This window comes from Spirochaetae bacterium HGW-Spirochaetae-1 (assembly GCA_002839375.1).
Taxonomy (GTDB): domain Bacteria; phylum Spirochaetota; class UBA4802; order UBA4802; family UBA5550; genus PGXY01.
This window is the reverse complement of sequence record PGXY01000008.1, coordinates 186,028-210,559: the sequence shown is the minus strand read 5'-3', so window position 1 is coordinate 210,559 and position 24,532 is coordinate 186,028. Positions and strand designations below refer to the sequence as shown.

Sequence of the window (24,532 nt, the reverse complement as noted above, 5' to 3'; positions counted from 1 at the left end):
GGTTACAGCCTAAACACAAAAAGGAGAAAAGGACATGAATATTGGAATTGCGGGAGCCGGGGCCATGGGCTGCCTCTTTGCCCATCATCTCCAGAAAGGCGGCTTCCCGGTCTCACTCTACGAGAACGACACAGAAACCGTGCTGTCTATAAAACAGGGATTGACGGTGACGGACGGCGAACGGAATGAAATCATGTACCCCAATATCGATACCACTCCGTCCATTTTATCGGGCTGCGCCTATATCTTCATATTCGTAAAGAGCCACACCACGGGCGAGGTCATGCAGAATATCAGGAATTATATAGAAGATGAGACGGTCATCATCACCCTGCAGAATGGAATCGGCAATTACGAGATTATCGCCCGGGTTTTCCCCGATTCGGGCATCCTCTACGGCACCACTTCAATGGGCGCCTTCAAACCGCAGAAGAACAGTGTAAAGCCGGGCGGGAAAGGCGACACGGTTCTGGGCGGCAATAACGCGCATGCCCTGCATGAGATCATTTCCATTCTGAAGACATGCGGGATAGAAGCGGCCCAAACCGACGACCCGGGTCTGGCCGTATGGACCAAGGCAGTCATAAACGCCGGCATCAACCCCATTGGAGCATTGCTGAACATTCCCAACGGTGAAATACTATCCAGCCGCCACTCACAATGGCTTCAGGATACCATTGTCGGGGAATGTGTCGCCGTGGCGAAGCGATGCGGCATTTCACTCGATGAAAAGGAAATGCTCGCCCGGACCAGGGAGGTATGCCGTAAAACAGCATCGAATCTCTGTTCCATGCTGCAGGATATTACGAATAAGCGTAAAACGGAAATTGACAGTATTAACGGCAGGTTCATCAAGTACGGGAAAAAACACGCCTTGGACATTCCGGTGAACGAAACTGTATATAACCTGATCAAGGCCCGCGAATCGGGATTTTGAGGTGAGAATGACATCTCCAGGGAAACTGCTAATGAGCAGCAAACCTAATTTTTAAAGGTGCCCATAAAACAATTGACAGATACAATTCCGGTTTATTAATGAAACATGCTGCGGAACAGGGAAATTTCCCAAGTCCCGGCCATACCGTGCCATAATAAAAATCAGGCTTCAGAAATAAAATACAAGGAGAGATCACCATGTCTACATGTACATACACCGTGGATGATTCCGGTATAGCAATTATGACCATAAACAATCCCCCCATGAACGCCCTGGCTACCCCCGTTCTCAAGGACATCGAAGCGGCAGTTGATAAAGCCCTGGCCGATGATGCCGTCAGGGTCATCGTTTTCACCGGAGCGGGAAAGGCCTTCATTGCCGGCGCCGACATAAGGGAAATTGAACAGCTGAAAACAGCGAAGGCAGGGAGTACCTACCTGGAAAGAGGACAGGGACTTTTGAATAAAATGGAACAGGCAGACAAACCATTTATCGCCGCCATAAACGGTTTCGCCCTGGGCGGCGGCATGGAACTGGCCCTGGCATGCCACATCAGGCTTGCCGACGAAACGGCCCAGTTGGGACTTCCCGAGATCAAGCTGGGTGTTATTCCCGGTTACGGCGGAACACAGCGCAGCCCGCGCCTCATCGGCAAGGGACGTGCCTATGAGCTCATCCTTTCCGGCAATTTCGTCGATGGAAAAACAGCGGCAGCCTATGGGATAGTCAACAGGACCGCACCCAAAGGTGAAGTCGTTGAAGAAGCGAAAAAACTGGCGGCAGCCATCGCATCCAAGGGACGCCCTGCCATCATACAGGCAATGAAAGCCATTCGTGAAGGTGTGGTCATGGAGTTCATGGCAGCCCAGACATTTGAACGCGAACAATTCGGTGTTCTCTGTGAGACTGCAAACAAGGACGAGGGAGTGGACGCCTTCCTTTCAAAAAGAAACCCGGTGCCGAAGGACAACTAGGATATCAACAGGGAGGGATGGCTCCTTCCGGGAGCCCCCTCACCTCCCGCTGTACCGGTACTATATGGCTGACCTTCCCGTTACATTCCGGCGTGCATCCATTGCCGATCTTGACCGGATAATGGAAATTGAGACCCTGTCGCTGGGGCGATGGACCAGGGATTTATTTTATGCGGAGTTCCGAAACAGCTTTTCCATCACTATCGTGGCCCTTTCTGAAAACGAAATTGCAGGATTTGCCGTAATCTGGAACATCGCCGGAGAAATTCAGCTCAATAATATCGCCATACACCCCGATTTCAGGCGGCGTGGCATCGGGACAGCCCTGATCTCTCACCTGTCGGGAGAGCTCGATCCCTATCATCCTGAAAAAATTCTCATAGAGGTCAATGAAAACAACCACAAGGCGCGGCAATTTTACAAGCACCTGGGATTCGTGGAGACGGGTATCCGCCCCAGATACTATGACGATGATAGTGCCATTCTCATGGAAAAGGAACTTGCATGAAATTTAAAAACGTTTATTACCTGAAGAGCTGCAAAAAGGTATCGGATTTTCCCCAATATCTCTATCCGGAATTCGCCTTTTTCGGCAGGTCCAATGTGGGAAAATCATCTCTCATCAACATGCTCCTCAACAAGAAAAATCTCGTAAAAACCGGTCAGAAACCGGGAGTGACGCAGATGATAAATTTCTTCGTCGCCGACGATAACCTCTCCGTCGTTGACCTGCCGGGATACGGATATGCGAAAGTCCCCCTGGAAATCAAAAAGGCCTTTCTGCCCATGATAAAGTCCTATATCATGAACAGGAAAAATCTCCGGCTGGCTTTTCTTCTCATCGATATCCGCAGGATTCCCGGCGATTACGAGTCGGAAATTCTGGCACTGCTCACGGGAAACCGTATACCCGTGGCGATTGTTCTCACCAAGTGCGACAAGGTTTCAGGAAACGAGCGATCGGTAAATACGGCAAAAATACTGAAACAGCTTGAGATCGGCAAGGAAGCCCTTTTCTATTCATCGACGAAATCAAGTGAGGGAAAAAAGGAACTGCTGAAACTCATGGAAGATCACCGCAGCCTCTAAAATCCTCGAAACCCTGCCGTTGAACAATCCCGGGAAAAACTATTTGACCCTCGCGGATACCTATGCAATACTTTTTCTCCAGGAGACAGCCGCACATGGAAAACAGACCATTCAGCATTCTGCTCATAGATGACAATGATGACCATGCCGAACTGGTAATACGCAGCCTGACAAAACATCCCATGGCAAGCACTATATACCATGTCACCGACGGCAACATGGCACTGGAACATCTTTCCATTAAAAATGGAAACTCCGCTGAAGAATTAAAAGAACGGCCCGACCTGATTCTGCTGGACCTGCGGCTGCCAAAAATCGACGGACTTGAGGTTCTCCGAAAAATTAAATCCACACCGGAAACCCAGGCAATCCCCACAGTGGTGTTGACTACGTCACAGGCCCCCCAGGACATTATGCGTGCATACCAGCTTCACGCCAATGGCTACATGGTCAAGCCCCTGGAATATTCCCTCTTCAGCGAACTTATGATAAAAATGGCCGATTACTGGATGAAATGCAACGTGGGCATCCCGCGATAAGCCATAATAGTAAATAATTTCATCGGAAAACCCGATAAAAAACATAAGGAAAGGTGTATAAAACCTGATTTATGTTTAACCGCTCTCCCTGTTTTTGAACCAGGCGGATGTATATCAAAGCCACCTTTTCCCCGCTGTCTGCGTCGCCAACAGCCTCATCCGTTAATAATCAGGGAAGGTTCTCAGAAGATCATGAATAAAAAGTCGACAAAAACCATAAAGTCCATTTTACTTATAGAGGATAATGAAGACCATGCGGCCCTCATCAGCCGTGTCTTCGCAGCAAAGGGCGACTACATTCTCCATCACTGTTCAACGATTCCGGCCATGGAGGAGATGCTTGCCAGAATCAATCCCCATATAATCATTGCCGACCTGTTCCTGCCCGATGACCGGATTCTCACCTACCTCAGGGAGAAAAATATCACCGAAACCTATCCTGTCATAATCATTACCAGCCTGGGAGATGAGGAAAAGGCCGTTGAAGCCATGCGGATCGGGGTCATGGATTATGTGGTAAAATCCGATTCATCGATACAGAGTCTCCCCCGTATTGTAAACAGGATCTATCGGGAATGGAATCACATTGTCCAGAGAAAAAAAGCGGAACACAAGGTCGTTGAAAACGAGAAAAAATATCGCATCATATTCGAAAACGTCAGTGATGCCATCCTCCTCATCAGCATGCAGGACGGATGCATAATAGACTGCAACAAAACAGCTGAATTGCTGCTTAAACGAAATAAAGAAAGCATCACCGGCCTTCATATATCGGATCTGTATCCCGTTGAAAAAAAAGACCGGTATCATAAAAAACTTCACAAATATTCCCGAAAAAGTAATCAGTTCAGCACCGATGTGGAGGTCATAACCGGTTCGAGAGGGAGGCTCCTGGTAAATATCAAGGCCTCCGTTACAGAAGTCGACGGCGTCGAAGTCATACTCGCCGTTCTTCATAACATCACCGAGCAGAAAAAAAATGTTTCGCGTCTCATTAACGACAAGGAAACGGCTGAATCGGCAAACAGGGCAAAAACGGCCTTTATTGCCAACATGAGCCACGAGATAAGAACGCCGCTGAACGGAATCATCGGCATGACAGAGCTTCTTCTCATGGAGGAATTCTCACCGGAACACCAGGAACGCCTTGAAGCCGTCAAACAGTCGGGCATGTCCCTTCTGGATATAATCAATGACATACTGGACATTTCCAAGATCGAAGCGGAACGCTTTGAAATCGACAAGCACCGGTTTAATCTCATTGAAACCGTCGAATCCATCATCCGCATGACCGCAGTGAAGGCCCATGAAAAACATCTCGAATATCTTTGTGAAATCGAGCCCGAACTTCCCATCCAGTATTATGGAGATCCCCTCAGGATCAAACAGGTCCTGCTTAATCTTTTAAGCAACGCAATTAAATTCACCGAAGAAGGTGAGGTAAAAATTGTTGTTTCAGCGCATGGGACTGATGCAGGCTCCGTCACAATAAGGTTTTCCGTATCCGATACGGGCATCGGGATTCCTTCTCAGGAACTGATGAATATTTTCGAGGTTTTCAGACAGGTTGACAGCACCATTTCACGCCGGTACGGCGGAACAGGCCTGGGACTCACCATCGCCAAAAGGCTCGTAGAAAAAATGGGAGGAACAATAGAGGTTGAAAGCCGCGTGAACGAAGGAAGCTGTTTCAGTTTCTCCATTCCCCTGCCCCTGGCCGGCAGGGGCGAGCCTGAAAATGCTCTCCCCCCGGGAGTCAACATTGCCGGTCAACACGCACTCATCATCGAAAAAAATGCATCAAACCGTGAATATATTAAAAAACTGCTCACCTTCCATGGAATGAACTGCAATACTGCTGCCACGGCAAGGGAAGCCATACCATACCTGCAGAAAAAAAGCCGGTCAGGAAAAAACTACCGCCTTATACTCATGGACTCCAATCCCTATGATATGGACAGCACGGATATTATTAATTTTTTCCACAGCGGTGATGATAAAAATCCCGTAATCATTACCATGCTCTCGGCACTGGAAATGCATCGGGCCCATGAATTTCTCACCAGGTCCGGCGCCAGCAATTTTATAATTAAACCGGTGATCCGCGACACGCTGATGGAGACTCTCGGTCAATGTCTTTCTTCAGGAAGCTGCCCCGATAATGAAGCATCCTTGTCTGAAACTTTGTATGACGAGGCAAAGCATGACATAAAAAAATTGAACATTCTTCTGGCTGAAGATAACCTGGTAAACAGGACACTGGCCACGCAGCTCCTCAAAAAAAAGGGATGGAAAGTGATAAGCGCGGAAAACGGTGTCATCGCCTTTGATATAGCCAGGCGGAATGTCTTCGATATCATACTCATGGATATACAGATGCCGCTCATGGACGGTTATGAGGCCACCAGGCTGATCCGAAAATTCGAAGAAAAAAACGGAAGGTATACGCCCATCATCGCACTGACCGCCCACGCCATGAAGGGCGATCGGGATAAGTGCATTGAGGCGGGCATGGATGATTATATAGCCAAACCCATCAACCCCGTGGAAATGTTCGGCACCATAGAAAAAATCCTCATCGAATACCGAAGCAACTGATGGGAAGACCCTTTAAATCTGCGTCATCAGATACATTATCCTGCTGGCCTTTTCCTTTGGCATGAGTGTTATAAGATAGGCCGTAATACTGGCCCTGCCCGCCGCTTCTGCGTCGGTATCCATCTGGCGCAGGACATCAATGATAAGAGGATCCTCCCAGTTAACCATGATTTTTACCGATTCATCGGGAGGCATATTGGCGATCTTGTCGGCCAGTTTTTTCACATTCTTCTGATACCCGGCATATACACCGCGCTCCGAGTCGAATTTTTTCTTTTCCAGGTTCAGGCCGCGCCTTACTTCCTCTATTTTTTCCTTCTCGGCATCGAGTTGTTTTTCTTTTTCCGTAATAAGGGCCTCGCGCTTGTCCAGATCCTCTATCCGCTCCGTGAGACGCTGCCGTTCCTTCTCGAATTCTTCCCGCGCGATAAGCGAGGGTTCATCATCGGAAGCATTCATCACGGAAGGGGCCTCGGTTCCGTATCCCTTGATATAGCGGCTTAAATTAAAAATGCCGATATAATCCAGCCAGAACAAGCCGAACACGGATATAAATATGATAAGAATCAGAAGATAGATGACCTTCATTCTGTTCGATACGTTTTTCATGGCACACTCCAGTTCATCATGCAAAAATTTTGCTACTCTTCATTCTCCAGATAGCTCTTTATCACTTTCTGCACATAGTCCCTTGTTTCTTTTATGTCGGGAACACCGCCGGCTTTGTCAACGACGTTCTCCCCGGCATTATAGGCGGAAAGGGCCTTTTTATAATCCCCGTTGTATTTTTCCATAAGGTTCCTCAGAAAGGAAACGCCGGCCCCGATATTTTCATCGGGCGAAAAGGGATCAGTGACGCCGTACTGCTTCGCCATGGCGGGCATTATCTGCATGAGTCCCATGGCGCCTTTGGGCGAAACTGCCCGGGGATTGTAGCCTGATTCATTCTGTATTACCGCTTTTACCAGCGAGGGGGACAGATTATTCTTCCGGGCATGGTATTCGGCTATTTTTTTAATTTCATCCGTAGACGATATTGCCTGGACCGAAACTTTCCCCTTCTGCTCCGGCGATATTTCCCGGATGATACCGCTCACCATTTCGTCGAAACGGCCCGTTTTCTCAGTCCCGGTTACCTGTGCGGCGTTATGTCGCTTAAGACCAAACCTTGACTGTATCTCGTTTATCCTGGCCATTATGGCATACATATTGTCTATCATCCGCCGCCTCCCTCAAAAGCCGCCTGCACCATCCGTCGCAGGTATATCTTCTGATTCATATCGTCATTTTCCTTGGCAGTTTCGCGATCCAGCTCATATCGGTATTCTTCCAGTTTCTTTTCCCGCAGCTTTTCCACGACCTTGCGTTCCTTCGACGCTTCGATGAGCCGGCCCCGGACTTCGCTTATTCCCGGCTCCATTCCCTGTATCCGGTTTTCAGCGGAATCGATGGCCATAGTGGCCAGCGATACAAACTTTCCGTACTGCATCGCTTCGCCTGAGACCACTTCGCCTTTTCTCATCTTCTCCCTGAGGCTTTTACCGAATTCAGTAATATTCCGTCTCAGGTCATCCTGCTTCAACCGTTCCCGGTTCTGCTCGCTCACCAGGATGGCCAGTTCATTTTGAACCCCGCGCTCCCGCGCCTCCCGAAGGTCCAGAAGCCGCTGCAGTTTGAATTCAAATTTCTTCATGCGTTATCATTCCTTATCTGATTACCCGCGCAAAGGCCGGCGGCGGTGTCATGAAGGAACCTGCAGCCGGAGCCGCCTTCTTCTCGGCAAACATGTCTTTAAGACGCCCGACAATTGAATCAAAGGTGTCCTCTTCATATATACCCTGCTTCAGGAACGAAATCATTTCGTTTCTCATTTCAATGGCCCTGTCAGCCGTGGGATTCGCCCCCCTGGCATAGGCGTTGAGATTTATAAGATCTTCCACGTCTTCATAAGCCGCCAGGAGTTCCCTGAAGCGTATGGCGGCCTTCATATGTTCCGGGGTAACGATATCTTTCATGCACCGCGAAATGGATGAGAGCACGTCAACGGCAGGATAGTGCCCCCGGTTTGCCAGTTTCCTTTGCAGGACGATATGTCCGTCCAGTATTCCCCGGGCCGCATCGGCTATTGGCTCGTTCATATCATCGCCCTCAACGAGAACGGAGTAAAAACCGGTTATACTGCCGCCGGAATTACTGGTGCCTGCCCGCTCCATGAGTCTCGGCATGAGTGTGAAAACCGAGGGCGGATATCCCCTCGTTGCGGCCGGTTCTCCGGCTGCGAGTCCCACTTCACGCTGGGCCATGGCGAAACGGGTTATGGAGTCCATCATGAGATTCACGGCCATGCCCTGGTCACGGAAATACTCGGCTATGGCATGGGCAAGAAATCCCCCCCGGAGTCTGAGCATGGGAGGCTGATTCGATGTGGCTACGACCACTACAGACCTCTTCAGTCCGTCGGGACCCAGTTCCTTGTCAACAAAATCCTTTACCTCGCGGCCCCTTTCACCGATAAGAGCGATAACGTTAACATCGGCGTCGGTATAGCGGGAAATCATGGCAATGACCGTCGATTTACCTACACCGGAACCGGAAAAAATGCCTATACGCTGCCCCCTTCCCACGGTGATCATACCGTCAATCGAGCGGATGCCCACGGAAAGAGGCGTATCGATAAGTGTCCTCGAAAGGGGATTTATGGGATGGCCATCGACGGGATAACGTTCTTTTGTAAAAATGTCCCCCTTTCCGTCCAGGGGCGTTCCCACACCGGAAATTACCCTGCCCAGCAGTTCCGGTCCTACGGGAACGGTGAGGGCAGCGCCGGCCGCATATACCTCGGCTCCGGGAACCACCCCGGCCATCTCGCCGATGGGCATGAGAATAACGCGGTTGCGGTTGAACCCCACCACCTCGGCCAGAAGGTATTCCCCCTTACTCAATTTTATGCGACACAGGTCCCCGTATTTGACAGAAGGCCCCACCGCTTCAATGGTGAGACCCACGATACGTTCGACCTTGCCGGTGAACTTGATTACATCCGTTTCCTCGAGAACTTTCTTATATTTACTCAGAACATCGATCTTTTCGTGTGGCAGAATCTTTATCATGGTTGCCCCTTATAATGCACTCGTGTTCCGTATCGCTTCTTCAATAGCATCAAGCTGTGTCGATATCCGTGCATCGATGGCTCCCACGTCGGTTTCGATAATGCAACCTCCGCGCTCAACGCGGGAATCCTCATAAATATTTACTTTTTTCAGTGATTCCATCATCTTGATGAGCTCGTCCTTGTGGGCCGTTGTCATATCCAGGTCGGCGAAGTTGACCCGTATGTCGATACGGTCGCGGTCCTTGACGCGCTTAATGGCTTCCTTAATGTTGTTGATAACAACTTCACGGCGTTCTACGATCTCGTCTTTTATTATTTTTCTGGCGATCATGAGGATCATTTCCGTCATGAGCTTCTCCGAGGACCGGATGATCTCGTCTCGGATGTCAACGGCCGTTGATACAACCGTGCCGAGACGGTCTATGAGGCGCATAACCTCGGCCTGGCCTTCCTTGTATCCTTCCTCTCTTCCCGCGTCATATCCCTTCTTGTACGCTTCGTGTTCTATCTCCGAGACCTTGAGTTCAGCCTCCTTGATCATTTTCTCCGCTTCGAACTTGCCTCGTTCAATCTCCCGTTCAGAATCGGCTTTCAGCCTCTCCATTTCCATGGTAATCTGTTCACGGGACTGCTGCAGTTCCCGGAAAGCTGACGCCTTTCCTTCCTCTTCGATCTTCTTGGCCTGGCCGCGAGACTTGTCGAGCATGACCTTGACTTCTTCCTCAGTTTCGCGGCGATAACGCTCCAGTTCCGCCTCCATCTCCTCGATGGAAGGGCCGTGGTACACATCTATGGGATTTCCCTCATCATCGACTTCGAATTCCTTGAACTCCTCGGCATCGATGAGATTCTGCTGATATTTGCTTGGCAGCTCGATCTGCTTGGCTATATTGCTCTGTTTGATCTGGTTAGGTTTGAAAACAAGCTTAGACAACTAGTTCCTCCTCACCGGCACGTGCGACTATAATATCGCCGGCATCTTCAAGTTTCCTGATTATGTTAACGATCTTCTGCTGCGATTCTTCCACGTCACGGAGCCTGATGGGTCCCATGAAATCCATATCCTCACGCAGCAGCGACGCGGCCCGTTTGGACATGTTCCTGAATATTTTTTCCTGTACTTCGGCGTCCACGCCCTTGAGAGCCTTGGCGAGGTCCTGCGTGTCCACCTCCCTGAGAACCTTCTGTATTGAACGGTCGTCGAGGAGAACGATATCCTCGAAAACGAACATGCGCTTCTTGATCTCTTCGGCCAGTTCCGGGTCTTCCTCTTCCAGTGCCTCGATGATGATCTTCTCAGTACCGCGGTCAACATTGTTAAGAACTTCAACGATGGCGTCAATACCACCGGCCGAGGTAAAATCCTCGCTGGCCAGTGTGGAGAGCTTCCGCTCCAGAACCCGTTCAACCTCGCGAAGAACGTCCGGCGATGTCCGGTCCATCTGGGCGATCCGCCGGGCTACGTCGGCCTGGACCTGGTGACCCAGACCGGAGAGTATCTGCGCCGCCTTCTGGGGATCCAGATAGGCGAGAATAAGTGCAATAGTCTGAGGATGCTCACCCTGTATAAAGTTCAGCAGGTGACTAGGGTCCGTTCTCCTGATGAAATCGAAGGGGCGCACCTGCAACGACGAGGTGAGCCTGTTTACAATATCAATGGCCTTCTGGGTTCCCAGGGCACGTTCCAGAACCTCGCGGGCATAGTCGATGCCTCCATTCGCGATGAATTCCTGGGCCATCATCATTTCCTGGAATTCCTGCAAAACCCTGTCCCTGTCAGCAGGTTCAATCTTGTCAAGCCTGGCTATCTCGAAGGTGAGCTGCTCGATTTCGTCCTCACGAAGATGCTTAAAAATCTCCGAGGATACGTCCGATCCCAGCGAGACAAGGAATATAGCGGCTTTCTGCCTGCCTGTTAGGTCCGATTTTTTTGCCATTATGGTTTATTCCCCAAAAGTGTGTGCCCACACCTTAAATTAATACAAATCCGTCGCTTTCGGCACATTTTTACCCAAAATACCGGATTATTTCACTATTAATTATCGGCCCGAAACAACGTTTCGGGCCATAAAAAAACATCAGTACTTATTCCTCGGCCAGCCAGGTACGCAGCAGCTGCGCCACATCGTCGGGCCGCTCCTTGGCCAGGCTGACGGCATTTGTCTGGAGTTCCAGGCGCGCCTTTTCCTCCAGCGAGAGCTCAACATCAATTCCCTCTTCTTCAGCTGCCCGAAGCGCCGCTTCACGCATACGCTGCTGTTCCAGCGCCAGCTGTTCTTCCCTGAGGCGTCTCCTTCTCTCCATTTCCTTTTGTATGGTCCTGAAGAGTATGAAGCCGACGAAAAGGGCCACTACGCCGATAAGAGCGGCCAGGAGGAGCCTTTTCATCTGCTCCCTGCGGCGGTATTCTTCACGTATTTCATTCCAGTGCGACGTGCGGTCGAACATAATGTTTTCCACAGCCACCTGGTCGCCCCGTGCTTCGCTGAAATTGATGGACTTCTTGACGATGTTTTCGGCCTTTTTCAGCTCATCGTCGGTGAGGGAGCTCTGCACAGGTTTTTTGTTGGGATCAAGATCGTAGGAGCCATCGGGCTGACGCGGCAGGTCCTGAATGCCGTCAATGGCGATGGCCACGGATATCTTGGTTATATCGAAGGGATCACGGTCAACCTTGCGCATGGTCTTATTTATGGCATGATTCTTGATGTTTTCGTTTTTATTGTATTTGGAGTATTGATCATCGCTGGCCTTGTATCCGGGAGGCTTGTTGCCCTCGGTGCCTGCCGGCCCTTCAGGATTCCATCCATGCCCCTGAAAATTCTCCTCAGTGCTCTTCTCGGATATGACCAGGGAGTCCTTTACTTTCCTTTCAGAATAGGGCGTGGCCGGATTGTCCTTTTCCATTTCTATGGGAGTGTACTCCTCCTGTTCTTCGGAGATCTTGTCCCAGTTGAAATCCATATTGAGACGGACGATCTGTATGCGGTCATCGGAGTAGATACGCTCCAGGCCCTGACGAATGTCCTTCAGAAGCTTGACGCGGGCCTTTTCCTCGATTTTTCTTCGGTATTCCAGAATGGTGTATTCTGTTTTCGCCTTATCGAAGTCATCATCAAAGTCCGATATGATTTTACCATATTCATCGGTGACGGTTACGTTTTCCGGCGTCAGGCGGTTTCCCACGGCCCGGGAAACCAGGTAGATGATACCCTTGATTTCCTTTTTTGAAAGGTTTTCATAACCCGGCGCCAGGTACACGGTAACGGCGGCCGTGTAAGGAGTCTGCTTGTCCGTATACAGGCTGTCTTCGGAGATGGCTATATCCACATTAGCCTTGTCGATATTTTTGAGGGATTCTATGTGCTTCTTGATCTCGTCGCGAAGGGCCCGCATGTATTTGACATCGAGCTCCCGTTCCGTTTCAGTCCATTTTGTCATATCGAAGAGCTGCCACCCCGGAATCCCCTTGGGAATAGCGTTTTCCTGGGCGAGCTTGGTGAGAACGACGTCCCTATCCGATGGTTTGACCATGATGGTGGTTGTGCCTGTCGTGGTATAGGCAAGCCCCATTTCCTCCATCTTCTTGGTAACTTCTCCAAAATCCTTGGAAGAGAGCTCCGAGAAGAGAACCATGTTAGGTTCAACGCTGGTAACGGAAAACAGGATGATAAAGGCGATGAGCACAACACCGGTTACGGCGCCAATGACAATTTTTTTTGTAGTATCCAGCTTACTGAATATTTCGCGAACCTGGGCAATCAGCTTGGTTAACAACTCACCCATATGGCCTCCCCTTTCAAGAAATGTATTATGTTTGAACCTGCCGTAAACTGATATCAAGTCAGGCATATCCCCGTCCAGAATAGAAGGATATGCCGTGTCATCTGCAACTTACATCAGGTTTGTTATTACACCATGGAACAATGAGACATAATACATTCTAAAAAGAATAAAAAAAAATGTCAATTAATTTCCTTAATAAACGCTAATTATCTCCATAATGTATATATTTTTTGTTATAATCATTTTTCCCGTTATTTCTCAATCACCGTATTATCTAAGGTTAATGATGTCCCTGTAGGCACGAATTGCTTCGTCGCGGACGGTTTTGGCGAAACTCAGTGATATTTCCGCCTTCTGCTGGGCAATCATGACCGTATGAATATCCACTGATTCAGGCTCATAGATCATTTTTTCCGATAAATCCTCGGCATCGATCTGAAGATTGTTGACCTTGTTCACTGCTCCCTTGAGCATTTCGGCAAAAGATGACGATATATCATCTTCGGGCAGCCTGGCGGGCTTCATATTATTGTAGTGAAGAGGATCAGTTGTCCTCATTTTTACGACATTACCGGTAAAAATGGCATCGACATTCATCAATGGGCCTCCTTGATATTATTATTTCTCATTTCGATTATAGACGTGATATGAAGCTCGCAATCCCAGTTGCGAAGCCTGTCGCTCTTACGGTGGCTCACCTTCCGGGAGAGGTCATGGGTGATATTGATATCCTTTGTTATTGAATATTCCCTGTTCATGGTATCCTCCTTGCTTAATTACTCCTAAACACCGCCCCTGCCGATCTCCAGTGCCTTGCTGAACATGCTCTTGGCGTTGTTCACCAGCATGACATTGGCTTCATAAGATCGTGAGGCCGATATAAGATCAGTCATTTCCATGACAACATTAACATTAGGCATTTCCACGTAACCCATCTTAGGGCCGGTCTTGATGGCATCGGGATGGGTTGGATCATAAACAAGCCTGAAAGGCTCCTTGTCGTCCTCGATCTTCACCACACGGACACCGCGGCCAATCCCGGCTTCAATCCGTTCAGGTACCAGGGGTGATTTGTAATTGGGACGGATATTTATGGGGGCAAATATGGCCCGCTTTCTGCAATAAGGCCCGCCCTCGGGCGTACGGGTCGTTCCCGCATTGGCGATATTATTACTTATAAGGTCCATCCTCAGGCGCTGTGATGTGAGCCCCGTAGAGGCGATATTAAAACTGTCAAACATTCCCATATGTCAGCTCCTTATTGCCTTTACACGGTCTTCATTGATAATTTCAGCAGTTTATAATTATGGTTGAGACCTGAAACAAAGGCATTGTAGCGCATCATATTCTGCGCTGCATCAACCATTTCTTTTTCAATATCAACATTATTGCCGTCATTGCGATACGTGGAATTATAGTCCAGGTTTATACGTGCCTGGACCCCCGTAACTTCCCGGGGAATAAAAAAGGGTATATGCCGTGAATCATTCATGAGTGCCGGCAGCTTGTTTTCCATTTCCTGCCGCTCATTGATAACCCGCTTCAACTGGCTCTCAAAGTTCACTTCACTGCGCTTAAAATGAGGCACATCCACGTTGGCCACATTATTGGAAATGACCTTTCTCCTGAGAGATTCCACATCCAGGGCCTTTTCCAGGAGATAATTGCTCTGCATCATCTTGCTTTCAATAAACATTTCACGTGTCCTTTACCTGAAATCTATTTCTTCCCTACTTTTCTCATCGGCATGATTTAAAATTGCATAAGATTTTTTTCCCAGGGGACATAATTTTTTTCTGTTCCGGTAAAGGGGGTCAGAGCCCTGTTACAACTTGAAAGGTCACACTTTGGGGTCAGAGCCCGGGGAGAAACGGCAGAATGGAGTATTTTTACATTCAAGCGCCATCCCCTCATCCCCTCCCACAACGGGAGGGGATGAGGGATTCGACTGTTTTAAGGCACTTATACAGAATCTAGTGACGGCCTACAAAAGTTTTCATGGCCCTGGAACCGCCGAAAACTTCGAGAACCCAGTCAAAAAACCGTGTGGGGAAAAGTTTCATGAAAATCATGAGGCGCACCATAAAAGAAGGCAGGATGACATAGGGTTTTTCTTTTTTAATACCTTCAATGACCTTTCGGGCCACAAATTCGGGCTGCAGAACCGGGTTCAGCAGCATGGGCTTAAATCCCTTGAACATGCCCGTATCAATGATATAGGGACAGACACAGGTTATTTTTATATTCCTGTATCCGTCGGCGTTCAATTCGCGGCGCAGCGTTTCACTGAATCCCACTTCGGCGAACTTGCTCGCGCAGTAATCGGACATATTCACCATACCCAGAAGTCCCCCGGCAGAAGCAATGTTCACGACACTCCCCTTTCCCCGGGCCATCATACCGGGCAGAAATTGCCTGGTAAAATAGATATGACCCCAGAAATTGATATTCATGGTCCTTTCCATTTCCTCAAGGGAAAGATCCAGGAATTTTTTTCCCACAACAATACCGGCATTGTTGATGAGTACATCAATGGTCTGAAAATCCTTGATGATCTGCTTTGATACCTTGACTACCTTTGCATTGTCGGATATGTCACACACATAGGACTTAACCGTGACATTCCGGCTTTTCAGAGCGTCCTCGGTTTCCTTCAAAGCCTTGTCATTCACATCGATCAGGGCCACATTGGCCTTTTCATTCGCGGCATTGATGGCCATGAGCCTGCCGATACCGCTTCCGGCGCCGGTAATCAGTACATTTTTCCCGTTAAGCGTTTTCATAATTTAATATGTATCCCCCATCACTTGTTGAAATTTCGGAAAACCAGATTTTCCGTTGTCAGTTTCATTGAAATGCAGGCAAGATAACCTACTGTAGCGTCGAAGATTTTCCCTGTCAATCACGAATGTATCCCGAGTAAGATATTGATGCAGTTTTTTGGAAATCCACACCGGGAAGAGCATGTATTTATATCTTTACTTCATCAATACGCGCCGTTGATATAATAATGGAAGGGCTAAAGCCCATTTTGCGCCATGTTTCCTCGGCCTCCCTGTTATATATGGCATATTCCAGCACCAGGTCAAAGACCCTGTTTTTCTTAAAAAACTCGATAAGTTCCTTCACCAATATCTCGCAGATTCCCATGCGCCGGTGCTCCGGTTCGACCCATACATCATCGATCCTGCCTGATTTATTGGGCACTTGCTCCTCGTTGTGGATAATCCTTCCCAGGGCCATGCCCACGGGCGCCCCGGGCTTCCCTGAGTCATAGGCCAACAGCAATCTTGAGCTCCCTTTCCCTATTTTTGACTGATAAAAGGCATCAAGATTCTGTATATACTGTCCGCTCATACCCCACAGCCGCTTATTATTCTCCTCCATATGCTCCTGGAGTCTTCTTTTCATTTCCTTTAGAACGGGAATATCGTTTAACTCCGCGTCCCGGATGGTAATCAATCCCGTTTCTCCCATTTCAATTTCCTCTCACATCTTCAGGATACATTTTGCTGTAAATCCGCCTCTGTAATTATAATGCCTATGGAGAAATCATCAGTCAATGTAAAAGTTCAAAAAAAAAATTTTTATCATCATAAATTGTGTAATATGTTATTGACAATAGCATCATTAAAGTATATTGCCCGTGCTGACATTAACATTTTTTTCGAGAGGTGCACTCGATGCTGGTGAAAAAAAGATTAAGCCACACAGAAGTGGGCATTTACACCGAGGAAGACATCCCCGAGGGTACTCTCCTTTTCAGTCACGATGACTGGATCGAAGACGAAAAGGAGGGTTGGAGAATAATGACCGTGGAGGATCTCGACAATCTTACCGCGGAAGAACGCGAAATTTTTCTGCGATACAGCTATGACATCGACTTCGGCATGATAATCGGCACCTCTGACTGGAAGCATGCCCGGCACATTTCGAATTTCATGAACCACTCCTGTGATCCTAACATGGTATATGATTATAATGACAACATCATTGCCAGGCGGGATATCGCCGGCGGCGAAGAACTCACCATTGATTACGGTACCTTTATAGCAAATGTAGACCAGGATTTTCTCTGCTCCTGCGGCTCCTCCCAGTGCCGGCGGCGGATAACCAAGGATGACTGGAAATTTCTGGCCTTCAACTACGGCTACAAGTTTCCCACTTTCATGCATGACGAAATACGCAAACTGCTGGAAATGAACAAAACAGCGTGACCGCAGTCACGCTGTTTTTATATCCACATTCATATCTCCCAAATTTTTATGAGCAAGAACGGGGCGGCCCTGACCTGTATGGCCCGTGAAATTACCGTTGATGCCATGTACTACACGCCCTGAACCCCGAACAGACTGAATTTCCCCGTATATATTCACAAAAATAAACTTGTACCGTAAAACCTGCTTGTATTTTTCTATCAGGTTTTAAAATAAAGAATAATTTAAGATTATTTGTAATAATTAGTCATCATGTGAGTATCGTATATGGCCAAAATGCAGCCCCACGAGGAAGAAAAAAAAGCCAGGGAATTTGATGAAATCGCAAGGACTATCTTTGCCCCAATCTATCCCATACTGGCTCGTATTATCCTGGGAAAAATTCCCATTCAACAAGGAATCTGCCTGGACCTGGGCAGCGGCCCCGGACACTTTGCCATAGCCTTATCTAATCAGAGCAATTTTCTTACCGTGGCCCTGGATTTTTCCTCCCCTGCACAGAGAATCGCCGGGGAAAACATACGGACAGCAGATCTCGAAAAAAGGGTCGTACCGGTACAGGGCGATGTGCACCATCTGCCCTTTCGGGATAACTCCATTGATCTGGTAATAAGCCGTGGTTCCATATTCTTCTGGGAATCTCCCGTAGATGTTTTCAACGAAGTCCACCGCATTCTGAAGCCCGGCTGCAGTTCCTTTATCGGCGGCGGATTCGGTACGCCGGAACTGAAGGCCGGGATCCTGGAAAAAATGCAGAAACGGAGCGGTGATTTCAAGGAAAGCTCGGGGAAACGGATGAGCCCCGAAAACATTGAACGTCTGAGCAGCGCCCTGGCATCTTCATCGGCAAAAAAACATCGCGTTGAACGCGACGATGCCAATCTCTGGTTTGTCATGGAAAAGGAACTATCATGAAATGCCCTGTCTGCGAAATAGGCTGTGAGCTTATTGACGGCCGTCGGGGCCGTTGCGGCATGTATGAACCAGCCGGTGATACCATAGTGGAATGTTACCCCCACCGGTATCTCACCATGTTTCCCATCAGCATTGAAACCATGCCCCTCCTCCATCATAACCCGCGGGGGAAATTTCTCCAGATCAGCACACTGGGATGCAACTTCCGCTGCAGCGGATGCATATCGGAAATTCTCACATCGGGCCTGGACACCATGTCGGGAAGCCTTAAGGAAATGGACGCCTGTTCGGTCATAAGGAAAGCGAAGGAGGAACAGTGCCTGGGGATCGTTTTCTGCGTCAATGATCCCATAGTGTCGCTGCAGACTTTTACGGCTCTTACGGCCCTGGCACACAAAGAGGGGCTTCTCACGGGCTGTTCATCCAACGGATATTTCACGGAACAGTCCCTGGAGGCGCTGATTCCCCATCTGGACTTCATAAATCTGGGATTCAAAGGATTTAATGACGATGCGTACCGCTCCTGCGGTGCTCCGGGAATAGGCCCCGTTCTGAGAAACCTTAAAATTCTTCACGAGAAAGGGGTCCACGTCGAAACGGCGGTGATATACATGAAGGGGCGGGAGGAAGAGGTCATGGGCCTTGCCTGCCACATTGCATCCCTTTCCCCGCGGATTCCCTTTCAGATCATGCGCTTCGTTCCCTTTGGCGACGCCAACATGGATGACGAGCCCACCATCCATGAAGCGGAGATCCTGTGCGACAGGATACGGCATATCCTCCCCTTCACATACCTCTTCAATTCTCCCGGTACGGACCGCCTTAATACAATATGTCCACGGTGCGGCTCCGTTCTTGTCACACGGGAATTCTTCGGCCCCATGGGGGCGCGGACCCTTCACTGGAGCGAAGAAGGAAAATGTGAATGCGGATACACTCTCCCCTTCAACGGAAACTTTCACCGTGAGGCCTTTCATGAGCCGGGATTTTTCGGCGGATACCGCACGACCAGGGCCATGGAAATCCTCCAGTCCATCATCACCTGCCTCAATATCGATGATACGGACAGAGTGAGATCTCTGTGGTTTGAACTGATGAACAACGATTACCTGCAGAAATTCCATAAAGAGATGCAGGACCCTTTTAAATATGGAGAAATAATAAACTTCCTGGCACGTAAGACCGCAAGGGAAAACAGGGGGAAGGAATTATCACTATACATAGAATCGATACTCCAACGATTCACCGAAGACAGAGCGCCGGAACAAAGGCCCCGCGTGTATTACGCCATGGGCTACCCACTCTTCGCTCTTAACGCCGAGCGCATAGAAACGAACCTGGTCACCATTGCCGGCGGATACTGCGTGAATAAAGACCTGACCCGCCAGGGGAAACCGGGAGTTACCATCACCGCTGAAGAATTCAGGGCCTTCGCTCCGGAATATATTTTCATTTCAGGATTTTTCTCCTGTCCCCTGTCGGATTTTTACCGTTACTGTGAAGAAAATAATCTTCACTGCCCGGCCCTGGAAAATAAAAGGGTATACGCTCTTCCTCCCCTCTGGGATTTCGGCAGTCTCCGCTGGGTCCTGGGCCTTCTCTATATCACCGGCATTCTTTTCCCTGAAAGGTTCTCCGGACAAATGGATGAGGAGACCGAGCGCTTTTATCGGCTCTTTTATAATATTTCATACTCTTCGATCAGGCCAAACAGATCGTTCCACCGGGTATCGTAGATGAAAAACAGGACCGCGCTTCAAAGGACAATTTTTACTACGGCAGTTATTTTTCTCATCCTGTATTCTCATGGCATGACCAATCCTCATTCCCGGCAGGGAAACGGAGAGAGAATCATAACCGACCGGGCCGGGGAAAGAATCAAAATCCCTCACTCCCCTGAAAAAATCGCCTGTTTGCTGGGACCGAGCTTTGAAAAAGTCTTCATGCTTGGGTCCGCCGATAAGGTACTCTGCATATCCACACGGCAGAATGCCTGGGCGTACCATATTTATCCCCGCATGAAAGATATACCGGTACTCCGCTATTATACGGAACCCGATGTGGAAAAGCTGCTCACATTCAAACCGGATCTGCTTTTTTACTGGTACTGGCCCTCGCCGCGGAAACGCCTCCTGGCTGCAGGAATCCCCGCAGTGTGTCCCAGCCGTAGCGAACAGCGCCCCGAAACGGTACAGCAGTTCATGAAGCTTTACAAAGAAGAGATCATGTTTTACGGAGATCTCCTGGGAGGCCAGGCACCGCAAAGGGCCCGGGATTACTGCGATTACTTTGATAAATGTTTTAACATGATTCTCTCGCGTACAAAAAAAATACAGAGTGCGGAAAGAACGCGTGTATACTATGCCACAATGTCCAATGAGCTTAAATCACAGGGGAAGTATTCCACTGCCTACTACCTGACGGAACTAGCCGGTGGTGAACTCGTCTCGGGCGGGCTCGACAAGCATTTCGTAGACACATCGGTTGAACAGGTTATCGCCTGGAATCCCGAAATGATTATAGTTGGGGATCCCGCATCCCGCGACCGCATCCTCTCGAACCACCAGTGGTCCACAATTAAGGCGGTCCGCCAGAAAAAATTAACACTCTGCCCCACGGGCGTATTCCACGCAAGCCATGGAAGTACGGAGATTGTGCTGCTCGTACAATTTCTGGCAAAAAGCCTGCATCCGGAACTTTTTGAAGATATTAATCTTCAAAAAGAATACATCTGGTATTACAAAAAATATTTTTCCTATGACCTTTCCGGCAGGGAAGCTGAAATGATTTTGCACAATCTCCCGCCTCCCGGTTTTGACGCCGGAAAAATGAACTTTTTCGAATACAAAAAAAGGAAAAAAAGATGATGAAGAATGAGCAGGACAACAGAAATATTTTCAGTTATGAAGAAGCCAGGGACTACAATGAAGTCGCCGGAACCTTTTTTGCCCCGGCCTTTCCCTATATCGTCACGCGCATCATCAAACAGTGCGGGATAGTCAACGGCCTGGCCCTGGACCTGGGCAGCGGCCCTGCCCATCTTGCCATTGAAACGGCCCGGCAGACCGAACTACGGCTTATCGCGCTCGATATTTCCGAACATATTCTTCATTTCGCCCGGAAAAATATCGCCCGCGCGGGATTCTCTCACCGCATAACCCCACTCATCGCCAATACAAAGGAGCTGCCCGTAAAGGACCGCTCCGTGGATCTCGTCATAAGCCGCGGTTCTCTCTTCGCCTGGGACCTGGAGCATGCCTTCCGTGAGATAAACCGCGTACTGCGCCCCGGAGGAAAAGCCTTCGTCGGACTGGGCCTGGGCTCCCGCGAGATACATGAAGAAATCAACCACATGATGAATGAACGCGGCAGAAGGAAAAAAGATCATCCCGCTGGAAAATTCATGAATGAACAAAAACGCATATTTCCGGAACTGCTGGTGAAGCTGGGAATCCACCGGTATGAAGTCAGCAATGACGATTCAGGCTTCTGGATTTACCTGGAGAAGGAAGAGGACTGAACCGATCTTTTGGGGGTCAGAGCCTCCCCTATTTTACTGTAATTCCGAAACGCTTCAGAATCCACACCACAACGAGCCCCCCGGCAAACGCAGCGGTCATGTTGAAAAAAAGGGCTGCCAGGGCCATGGCACCGGTGAGAACCGGTGATTCAGTCTTGATGCCGTGTTTCCCCAGTTCCAGGGCCACGAAGACGAGGAGTGCCCCGAACATGCCCTGGGGCAGCGAGGCAACAGTCGCCGCATCGGAAAAGAAAAAAGCGAAAACGAGCAGGATAATGCCGGCAACGATATTGGTCCCGCCAGTACGGCCGCCGAAACGGTAATGGGCCGCCATCCCCCCGGCGCCGTGACACATGGGAAAACCGCCAAGGGGGGCCGAGGCCAGGTTCATCAATCCGATAGTCACGGAAAGTTTGTCGGAATCAACATCCCGATTAAAAAGGTCCTTTGCCAGAAGCGACGTGGCCAGGATAGCATTGGCGATGGTGAGTGGTACCTGGGGGAGCACAAGACGCCATCCCGAGGAAAGGAAATCACGGGGAAATGATATAACCGGGATGGCGACGGCAACAGGAGACAGTCCCGGCAGGCCCCGGGTCCAGAGAGACAGAGCAATACCACCAACGATGATTATGAGAGCCGAGAAGTCCGGAACCTTCCGGTATCGGTTTAACAAAAAGAATATGACGATAACACTAATACCCAGGCCTGAAAACAGCGGGTCAGCCGTGATAAACCGGAATGATGTTTTTAAAAGGATAAGCGTAAGTCCCAGCTGGACACCCCTGATTACCGCCAGGGGAATCAGGTTCTGGATGTATTTCATGCCCCTGGCGATACCCAGCACCAGGAACAAAAGGCCGATAGTAATGCCCGATGCCGCCACTTCTCCCGCCGTTGCCCCGCCGGCTATAATGATGGCACCGATGGCCTTCATCGGTTCGACTGGTATGGGTATCCGGTAGACAAGGCCCGTAATGACATACCAGACGGCCAGAAAGACAAGAACAAGACCCAGGTTTATTTTCGCGATCATGGCCGCGGCGAAGAGAATGGGAAGGATGGTGCCGAAATCGGCCACGGAGGCGGCGATTTCGTGCACATCTATCCTCATGCTTTTATTTTCCGGGGTTTTCTTTTTCGAGAAATTCATGTTTCATCATCTGGTTCATTTTCAGAGCTGATTCCATATCCAGATCGTTCACCATGTCGAACTCGAAACGTTCCGGATTGCTTATCCCGGCCTGCTGCACCAGGGTGACGCCATTGCTGAAAAGGACTTCCGGCGCCAGGTATGCACTGGGACCGTACAGGGCTCTGACCCTGGCATTGGCGCACCAGCCCATGAGTTCATCAAAGGTGTCATTGACCAGGGTTGATCCCGTGATCATGACGAAATCCGAGCGGGAAAGGAGATCCCTGTTTTCATCGGCGCCATGGAGAAAGATATTTTCCGGCCCGTAGGTTATTGTTTCACCGATTACCGTTGTCTGGAAATCCTCTTTCGGCCGCATGTCCGTGACATGGATTTCGCGGCACTTGCCGAAAAAATCCCTCACCACACCGCCGTGTCCCACGACCGTTACAACGTCCGTCTTTTTAATGAACGAGTCAATATTTTTATAAACGGGGGCGATACCTCGTTTTTCAAGAATTTCATTGTCCCGCAGGGGCTGCGACAGGGCATTGAGACAGGCCAGGCCGATTGACCGTTCCTGGAGAGAAGCCGATGATATGGTCCGGGCAGCGGCATCAAAAAGGGAGAGCCCGATAAGAGTTCGGAGTTTTTCCTGGTCGGCTATTCTCTGTTCCTCACTGTAGACGGCATGCATCCCCGTAAAGTTAAGGGCCAGGCCGCATTGTCCATGGCTTCCGATAATGACATTCCACGCCCGTTTCAGGCCGATTTTACGAAGTGTCCCCGGCTGCAATGCCATTTCTTCATATATGCTTTTCAGCTGATCATATGATCTCTCAAGGACTGTTTTTTTTTCATTCACTTTCATCTTGAATACAATCTCCTTACCACTACGGGTTTTCCCGTATTTTTTCAGTTTTTCATAACGGGTATGCACACCTTTCTGCCTGCCTCCTCTACATGGAGCACCTTTACGGCAACGCCATAGGTATCCCTCAGCAGTGATTCCGTCACGACATCATCGGGAGTTCCCCAGGCCGTAAAGGAACCATCTTTCAATACGGCAACGCTGGTGGAGCTGAGAAAGGCATGGTCGGGAAAGTGCGAGGCCATTACCACAGTCAGCCCCGATCTGGCAAGACCATGCACGACATTCAGTATTTTCAACTGGTTCCCCATATCGAGGTGCGACGTGGGTTCATCAAGAATAAGTATTTCCGGCTGCTGGGTCAGGGCCCGGGCGATAAGCACCAGCTGCCATTCACCGCCGCTGATCATGGTGCAGGGTTTTCCGGCCAGATGGGATATTCCCACCTGTTCCATGACATGGCCGGCAATATCGAGATCCTTGCGCGACGGCGATGAAAAAATTGTAAGGTGCGGTGTTCTTCCCATAACGACAACGTCCCTGACCAGAAAGGGGAACACCGATGAATGGGACTGCGGAACAAAACCGACCTTCCTCGCTATGTCCTCCCGTGACAGAGAGGATACATCTTCTCCGTCAAGAACTACCGTTCCGCTCACCGGCTTCAGGAGACCGTTCATGCATTTCAGAAGCGTTGATTTTCCCGTACCGTTGGGCCCCAGGAGACACATGAGTTCCCCCGTTGATACCGAAAAAGAGAGGTTCTCAAATACACGGGGAGCATGGACCGGTCCGTATCTGAAAGAAAGTTTTTCAACCTTTATCCGTTCAGCCATGGC

The 24,532-nt window shown here is 49.4% G+C and carries 26 protein-coding genes; 11 read left to right on the top strand and 15 right to left on the bottom strand.

Features of this window, described 5'->3' with window-relative positions; translation table 11 throughout:
* The first annotated feature begins 34 nt into the window (after positions 1–34).
* The 6 genes from CVV44_17055 (at position 35) to CVV44_17030 (ending at position 6,137) form a co-directional block, all read left to right on the top strand.
* A complete protein-coding gene (locus CVV44_17055) occupies positions 35–937 on the top strand; it encodes a hypothetical protein (GenBank protein ID PKL37341.1) in 903 nt (300 codons plus the stop codon).
* A gap of 197 nt (positions 938–1,134) precedes the next feature.
* Positions 1,135–1,911 carry an enoyl-CoA hydratase gene (locus CVV44_17050; GenBank protein PKL37340.1) on the top strand — a complete coding sequence of 259 codons (777 nt, stop codon included), beginning with the start codon at positions 1,135–1,137 and terminating at the stop codon, positions 1,909–1,911.
* A gap of 64 nt (positions 1,912–1,975) precedes the next feature.
* Positions 1,976–2,419, top strand: coding sequence for a ribosomal-protein-alanine N-acetyltransferase (rimI, locus tag CVV44_17045; protein ID PKL37339.1), 444 nt, complete (start codon positions 1,976–1,978; stop codon positions 2,417–2,419).
* The gene (locus tag CVV44_17040) at positions 2,416–3,000 is read left to right on the top strand and encodes a YihA family ribosome biogenesis GTP-binding protein (GenBank protein ID PKL37338.1); all 585 of its coding nucleotides are present in this window, start codon (positions 2,416–2,418) and stop codon (positions 2,998–3,000) included. The genes rimI and CVV44_17040 overlap by 4 nt, the downstream gene beginning before the upstream one ends.
* Before the next feature lie 95 nt (positions 3,001–3,095).
* A complete protein-coding gene (locus CVV44_17035) occupies positions 3,096–3,539 on the top strand; it encodes a two-component system response regulator (GenBank protein ID PKL37337.1) in 444 nt (147 codons plus the stop codon).
* Between the two features lie 192 nt (positions 3,540–3,731).
* Entirely contained in the window at positions 3,732–6,137 is a 2,406-nt protein-coding gene (locus CVV44_17030; protein PKL37336.1) for a hypothetical protein, read from the top strand.
* 12 nt (positions 6,138–6,149) lie between these two features.
* On the opposite strand, the gene CVV44_17025 is transcribed toward CVV44_17030, so the two are convergent.
* From CVV44_17025 to CVV44_16970, 12 genes are all read right to left on the bottom strand, one after another.
* A complete protein-coding gene (locus CVV44_17025; protein PKL37335.1) occupies positions 6,150–6,746 on the bottom strand; it encodes a flagellar protein FlbB in 597 nt (198 codons plus the stop codon).
* Positions 6,747–6,778: 32 nt separating this feature from the next.
* Positions 6,779–7,357: a lytic transglycosylase domain-containing protein gene (locus CVV44_17020; GenBank protein ID PKL37334.1), complete on the bottom strand. Its 579-nt coding sequence runs from the start codon at positions 7,355–7,357 to the stop codon at positions 6,779–6,781.
* On the bottom strand, positions 7,354–7,830 hold the full coding sequence (fliJ, locus tag CVV44_17015; GenBank protein PKL37333.1) for a flagellar export protein FliJ: 477 nt from the start codon (positions 7,828–7,830) through the stop codon (positions 7,354–7,356). Before fliJ ends, CVV44_17020 begins: the two co-directional genes overlap by 4 nt.
* A 13-nt stretch (positions 7,831–7,843) precedes the next feature.
* Complete coding sequence (gene fliI, locus CVV44_17010) at positions 7,844–9,247, bottom strand: flagellum-specific ATP synthase FliI (GenBank protein PKL37332.1); 1,404 nt, start codon at positions 9,245–9,247, stop codon at positions 7,844–7,846.
* Positions 9,248–9,256: 9 nt separating this feature from the next.
* Positions 9,257–10,183 carry a flagellar assembly protein FliH gene (locus tag CVV44_17005; protein ID PKL37331.1) on the bottom strand — a complete coding sequence of 309 codons (927 nt, stop codon included), beginning with the start codon at positions 10,181–10,183 and terminating at the stop codon, positions 9,257–9,259.
* A complete protein-coding gene (locus tag CVV44_17000) occupies positions 10,176–11,189 on the bottom strand; it encodes a flagellar motor switch protein FliG (GenBank protein PKL37330.1) in 1,014 nt (337 codons plus the stop codon). Before CVV44_17000 ends, CVV44_17005 begins: the two co-directional genes overlap by 8 nt.
* Positions 11,190–11,334: 145 nt before the next feature.
* On the bottom strand, positions 11,335–13,101 hold the full coding sequence (gene fliF, locus CVV44_16995) for a flagellar M-ring protein FliF (protein ID PKL37329.1): 1,767 nt from the start codon (positions 13,099–13,101) through the stop codon (positions 11,335–11,337).
* Between the two features lie 204 nt (positions 13,102–13,305).
* Entirely contained in the window at positions 13,306–13,632 is a 327-nt protein-coding gene (fliE, locus tag CVV44_16990; GenBank protein ID PKL37328.1) for a flagellar hook-basal body complex protein FliE, read from the bottom strand.
* Between the two features lie 185 nt (positions 13,633–13,817).
* A complete protein-coding gene (gene flgC / locus CVV44_16985) occupies positions 13,818–14,282 on the bottom strand; it encodes a flagellar basal body rod protein FlgC (GenBank protein PKL37327.1) in 465 nt (154 codons plus the stop codon).
* Positions 14,283–14,302: 20 nt separating this feature from the next.
* Positions 14,303–14,731: a flagellar basal body rod protein FlgB gene (gene flgB, locus CVV44_16980; GenBank protein PKL37326.1), complete on the bottom strand. Its 429-nt coding sequence runs from the start codon at positions 14,729–14,731 to the stop codon at positions 14,303–14,305.
* 277 nt (positions 14,732–15,008) lie between these two features.
* A complete protein-coding gene (locus tag CVV44_16975) occupies positions 15,009–15,818 on the bottom strand; it encodes a hypothetical protein (GenBank protein PKL37325.1) in 810 nt (269 codons plus the stop codon).
* Positions 15,819–16,005: 187 nt separating this feature from the next.
* Positions 16,006–16,512, bottom strand: coding sequence for a hypothetical protein (locus CVV44_16970; GenBank protein PKL37324.1), 507 nt, complete (start codon positions 16,510–16,512; stop codon positions 16,006–16,008).
* A gap of 206 nt (positions 16,513–16,718) precedes the next feature.
* Between CVV44_16970 and CVV44_16965 the strand changes: the two genes are divergently transcribed.
* The 5 genes from CVV44_16965 to CVV44_16945 all read left to right on the top strand — a co-directional run bounded on the left by CVV44_16965 (position 16,719) and on the right by CVV44_16945 (position 21,687).
* A complete protein-coding gene (locus CVV44_16965; GenBank protein ID PKL37323.1) occupies positions 16,719–17,252 on the top strand; it encodes an SET domain-containing protein-lysine N-methyltransferase in 534 nt (177 codons plus the stop codon).
* A gap of 267 nt (positions 17,253–17,519) precedes the next feature.
* The gene (locus CVV44_16960; protein PKL37322.1) at positions 17,520–18,167 is read left to right on the top strand and encodes an SAM-dependent methyltransferase; all 648 of its coding nucleotides are present in this window, start codon (positions 17,520–17,522) and stop codon (positions 18,165–18,167) included.
* Entirely contained in the window at positions 18,164–19,903 is a 1,740-nt protein-coding gene (locus CVV44_16955; protein ID PKL37321.1) for a radical SAM protein, read from the top strand. Before CVV44_16960 ends, CVV44_16955 begins: the two co-directional genes overlap by 4 nt.
* Entirely contained in the window at positions 19,904–21,034 is a 1,131-nt protein-coding gene (locus CVV44_16950; protein PKL37320.1) for a hypothetical protein, read from the top strand.
* Complete coding sequence (locus CVV44_16945) at positions 21,031–21,687, top strand: SAM-dependent methyltransferase (GenBank protein ID PKL37319.1); 657 nt, start codon at positions 21,031–21,033, stop codon at positions 21,685–21,687. Before CVV44_16950 ends, CVV44_16945 begins: the two co-directional genes overlap by 4 nt.
* Before the next feature lie 28 nt (positions 21,688–21,715).
* Here CVV44_16945 and CVV44_16940 read toward each other — a convergent pair whose 3' ends face one another.
* From CVV44_16940 to CVV44_16930, 3 genes are read right to left on the bottom strand one after another with little or no spacing between them, the layout of a single operon-like run.
* Positions 21,716–22,840, bottom strand: coding sequence for a sulfate transporter (locus CVV44_16940; protein ID PKL37318.1), 1,125 nt, complete (start codon positions 22,838–22,840; stop codon positions 21,716–21,718).
* Positions 22,806–23,762, bottom strand: a complete 957-nt coding sequence (locus tag CVV44_16935; protein PKL37317.1) for a hypothetical protein — start codon at positions 23,760–23,762, stop codon at positions 22,806–22,808. Before CVV44_16935 ends, CVV44_16940 begins: the two co-directional genes overlap by 35 nt.
* Positions 23,738–24,529: an iron ABC transporter ATP-binding protein gene (locus tag CVV44_16930; protein PKL37316.1), complete on the bottom strand. Its 792-nt coding sequence runs from the start codon at positions 24,527–24,529 to the stop codon at positions 23,738–23,740. The genes CVV44_16935 and CVV44_16930 overlap by 25 nt, the downstream gene beginning before the upstream one ends.
* Positions 24,530–24,532 lie beyond the last annotated feature (3 nt).

Coding starts and splice junctions, on each gene's coding strand:
- fliJ (PKL37333.1), bottom strand. CDS start 7,830: ATGAAGAAATTTGAATTCAAACTGCAGCGGCTTCTGGACCTTCGGGAG.
- CVV44_16930 (PKL37316.1), bottom strand. CDS start 24,529: ATGGCTGAACGGATAAAGGTTGAAAAACTTTCTTTCAGATACGGACCG.
- fliI (PKL37332.1), bottom strand. CDS start 9,247: ATGATAAAGATTCTGCCACACGAAAAGATCGATGTTCTGAGTAAATAT.
- CVV44_17030 (PKL37336.1), top strand. CDS start 3,732: ATGAATAAAAAGTCGACAAAAACCATAAAGTCCATTTTACTTATAGAG.
- fliF (PKL37329.1), bottom strand. CDS start 13,101: ATGCCTGACTTGATATCAGTTTACGGCAGGTTCAAACATAATACATTT.
- flgC (PKL37327.1), bottom strand. CDS start 14,282: ATGGGAATGTTTGACAGTTTTAATATCGCCTCTACGGGGCTCACATCA.
- fliE (PKL37328.1), bottom strand. CDS start 13,632: ATGAATGTCGATGCCATTTTTACCGGTAATGTCGTAAAAATGAGGACA.
- CVV44_16940 (PKL37318.1), bottom strand. CDS start 22,840: ATGAATTTCTCGAAAAAGAAAACCCCGGAAAATAAAAGCATGAGGATA.
- CVV44_16955 (PKL37321.1), top strand. CDS start 18,164: ATGAAATGCCCTGTCTGCGAAATAGGCTGTGAGCTTATTGACGGCCGT.
- CVV44_17035 (PKL37337.1), top strand. CDS start 3,096: ATGGAAAACAGACCATTCAGCATTCTGCTCATAGATGACAATGATGAC.
- CVV44_17050 (PKL37340.1), top strand. CDS start 1,135: ATGTCTACATGTACATACACCGTGGATGATTCCGGTATAGCAATTATG.
- rimI (PKL37339.1), top strand. CDS start 1,976: ATGGCTGACCTTCCCGTTACATTCCGGCGTGCATCCATTGCCGATCTT.
- CVV44_16950 (PKL37320.1), top strand. CDS start 19,904: ATGAAAAACAGGACCGCGCTTCAAAGGACAATTTTTACTACGGCAGTT.
- CVV44_17025 (PKL37335.1), bottom strand. CDS start 6,746: ATGAAAAACGTATCGAACAGAATGAAGGTCATCTATCTTCTGATTCTT.
- CVV44_16975 (PKL37325.1), bottom strand. CDS start 15,818: ATGAAAACGCTTAACGGGAAAAATGTACTGATTACCGGCGCCGGAAGC.
- flgB (PKL37326.1), bottom strand. CDS start 14,731: ATGTTTATTGAAAGCAAGATGATGCAGAGCAATTATCTCCTGGAAAAG.
- CVV44_16960 (PKL37322.1), top strand. CDS start 17,520: ATGGCCAAAATGCAGCCCCACGAGGAAGAAAAAAAAGCCAGGGAATTT.
- CVV44_16970 (PKL37324.1), bottom strand. CDS start 16,512: ATGGGAGAAACGGGATTGATTACCATCCGGGACGCGGAGTTAAACGAT.
- CVV44_17020 (PKL37334.1), bottom strand. CDS start 7,357: ATGATAGACAATATGTATGCCATAATGGCCAGGATAAACGAGATACAG.
- CVV44_16945 (PKL37319.1), top strand. CDS start 21,031: ATGATGAAGAATGAGCAGGACAACAGAAATATTTTCAGTTATGAAGAA.
- CVV44_16965 (PKL37323.1), top strand. CDS start 16,719: ATGCTGGTGAAAAAAAGATTAAGCCACACAGAAGTGGGCATTTACACC.
- CVV44_17055 (PKL37341.1), top strand. CDS start 35: ATGAATATTGGAATTGCGGGAGCCGGGGCCATGGGCTGCCTCTTTGCC.
- CVV44_17040 (PKL37338.1), top strand. CDS start 2,416: ATGAAATTTAAAAACGTTTATTACCTGAAGAGCTGCAAAAAGGTATCG.